The sequence below is a fragment of the Stenotrophomonas sp. TWI1409 genome (assembly GCF_039673015.1).
Lineage (GTDB): Bacteria > Pseudomonadota > Gammaproteobacteria > Xanthomonadales > Xanthomonadaceae > Stenotrophomonas > Stenotrophomonas maltophilia_A.
This window is the reverse complement of the sequence record NZ_JBDJKU010000136.1, coordinates 1-2258: the sequence shown is the minus strand read 5'-3', so window position 1 is coordinate 2258 and position 2258 is coordinate 1. Positions and strand designations below refer to the sequence as shown.

At 65.8% G+C, this 2258-nt stretch carries 3 protein-coding genes; all 3 read right to left on the bottom strand.

Annotation, left to right across the window (positions count from 1 at the left end; translation table 11 throughout):
- Positions 1 to 241 precede the first annotated feature (241 nt).
- Positions 242 to 676: an NfeD family protein gene (locus ABE423_RS20655; protein ID WP_125895565.1), complete on the bottom strand. Its 435-nt coding sequence runs from the start codon at positions 674 to 676 to the stop codon at positions 242 to 244.
- A 1-nt stretch (position 677) separates the two neighbouring features.
- Positions 678 to 1637 carry an SPFH domain-containing protein gene (locus ABE423_RS20650; protein ID WP_005410704.1) on the bottom strand — a complete coding sequence of 320 codons (960 nt, stop codon included), beginning with the start codon at positions 1635 to 1637 and terminating at the stop codon, positions 678 to 680.
- A 66-nt stretch (positions 1638 to 1703) separates the two neighbouring features.
- The gene (locus tag ABE423_RS20645; RefSeq protein WP_049422150.1) at positions 1704 to 2006 is read right to left on the bottom strand and encodes a DUF962 domain-containing protein; all 303 of its coding nucleotides are present in this window, start codon (positions 2004 to 2006) and stop codon (positions 1704 to 1706) included.
- Between the last annotated feature and the right edge of the window lie 252 nt (positions 2007 to 2258).

The following is a 2258-nucleotide window of genomic DNA, read 5'->3' as shown; positions in this document are numbered from 1 at the left end:
GGGCGGTGTGGTTGTGCAGGACCGTTGGCGCCATGGATGGCGCCATCGAGCCCCCATGGGTGAGGGCGCTTTGCTTGCGAAGCACTGCTTCGCAAGCGACCGAACGCGCAGCCGCCAGCGGCTGGGCCGGACCGCGGAGCGGGGTCTACGGCGTGTCCCGCGAACCCAACCCGCCAGACCCAGACACATGAACCACCTTCCGCGACCACCCACGAGGGGCTCCGCCGTTGGCTGGGAACCCCTAGGCCACCGCTTCGACCAGCAGCGTGCTGCCCTGCACCGCCACCACCCGTACCCACGTACCTGCAGGCAGCTCCGGACCGCTCACCTGCCAGGACGCATCGTCAATGCTGACCCGTCCTTGGCCACCGACGATGGCCTGCTGCAGTACCACCTCCCGGCCGACCAGCTGCTCGGCACGGCGGTTGAGCAACGGCGCATCGCTGGGCCGTGCCCGCGGCCTCCCCCAGCGCCGGTAGCACTGGATCGAGACCACACTCAGCAGGACGAAGGCGATCACCTGCCACAACAGTGGAATGTCGCTGAACACCGCAACCAGTACGAACACTGCCGCCGCGCCAATGCCGATCCACAGCATGAACGCACCCGGCGCCAGCGCTTCGGCAGCGAACAGCAGCAGCGCCAGCGCGCCCCAACCGACGACTTCCCAGCGCATGTCAGCCTCCGAGCGGCGGCGGCCGCTTGCCGGCGGCCTTGTTGTCCTGGCTGGCCAGCGCCTGCTTCGCCAGTTCGGCCACGCCCGCGATCGAACCGATCACGCCACTGGCCTCCATCGGCATCAGCACCAGCTTCTGGTTCGGCGAACTGGCCAGCTCCTTGAACGCTTCCACGTACTTCTGCGCGACGAAGTAGTTGATCGCCTGCACGTCACCCTCGGCAATCGCGGCCGACACCACCTTGGTCGCCATCGCTTCGGCCTCGGCCAGGCGCTCGCGCGCCTCGGCATCGCGGAACGCGGCTTCGCGACGGCCTTCGGCTTCCAGCACGGTGGCCTGCTTCTCGCCATCGGCGCGCAGGATCTCCGACTGCCGTGAACCCTCTGCCTCGAGGATCTGCGCGCGCTTTTCGCGCTCGGCCTTCATCTGCCGCGCCATCGCATCCAGCAGATCGCGCGGCGGCTGGATGTCGCGGATCTCGATGCGGTTGACCTTCACTCCCCAGGGATTGGTGGCATGGTCGACCACGCTCAGCAGCTGGGCATTGATCACCTCGCGCTGGCTGAGCGATTCATCCAGGTCCATCGAACCGATCACGGTACGGATGTTGGTCTGCACCAGGGCGATCATCGCCACTTCCAGGTTGGCCACCTCATAGGCGGCCTTGGCGGCATCCAGTACCTGGAAGAACACCACGCCGTCCACGCGCACGGCGGCGTTGTCCTTGGTGATCACTTCCTGGCTGGGCACGTCCAGCACCTGCTCCATCATGTTCACCTTGCGCCCCACCCCGTACACGATCGGGATCAGGAAATGCAGGCCGGGGGTCATGGTGTGCGTGTAGCGCCCGAAGCGCTCGACGGTCCACTCGTAGCCCTGGGGCACCATCCGTACTGCCTTGAACAGGATGACCACGGCCACGAAGGCCAGTACCACGGTAAAGAACATGGTCGGGAACATCTTGCTTTCCTTATCTATGACGTCCAGGCCCCAGCATAGCGCGTGAAGGCCACATTCACAGCGGAGCTACCAGGGCACGCGCCCGCGCAGGATGTCGGCGAACATCACCCAGTCGCCCATGAACGAGTACAGCGGGTGCTGGAAGGTGGCCGGGCGGTTCTTCTCGAAGAAGAAATGGCCGACCCAGGCGAAGCTGTAACCGCAGAACAGGGCGGCCAGCAACAGCACCGGCTGCCCGCGCAGGATTGCTGCAACGACCAGCAGCAGCACGCCGCAGCTGCCGACGAAGTGCAGCCGGCGCGATACCGGGTGGCGGTGCTCGCTGAGATAGAACGGATAGAACTCGCGGAAGCTGGCGAAGCGGGACATATGCGTGCTCCGGGGGCCGTGGTCACCGCCATCATGCGCCTTCCTGGGAGGGAAAGCGGCCTGGACGGCGTGGCCGATTCTGACAAGGCAGTGCATGATCCGGTGGCGCTGCCTTTGTAGCGTCGAGCCATGCTCGACTGGCCCTCCCAGTTGCGGTCGAGCATGGCTTGTATGTTCCTCCCGGCTCCTACGCGGTATGTAGGAGCCAGGGTGGAGGGACCGTCAAGCATGCATCTGCGGATACTAGCCGAC

Coding starts and splice junctions, on each gene's coding strand:
- ABE423_RS20655 (WP_125895565.1), bottom strand. CDS start 676: ATGCGCTGGGAAGTCGTCGGTTGGGGCGCGCTGGCGCTGCTGCTGTTC.
- ABE423_RS20650 (WP_005410704.1), bottom strand. CDS start 1,637: ATGTTCCCGACCATGTTCTTTACCGTGGTACTGGCCTTCGTGGCCGTG.
- ABE423_RS20645 (WP_049422150.1), bottom strand. CDS start 2,006: ATGTCCCGCTTCGCCAGCTTCCGCGAGTTCTATCCGTTCTATCTCAGC.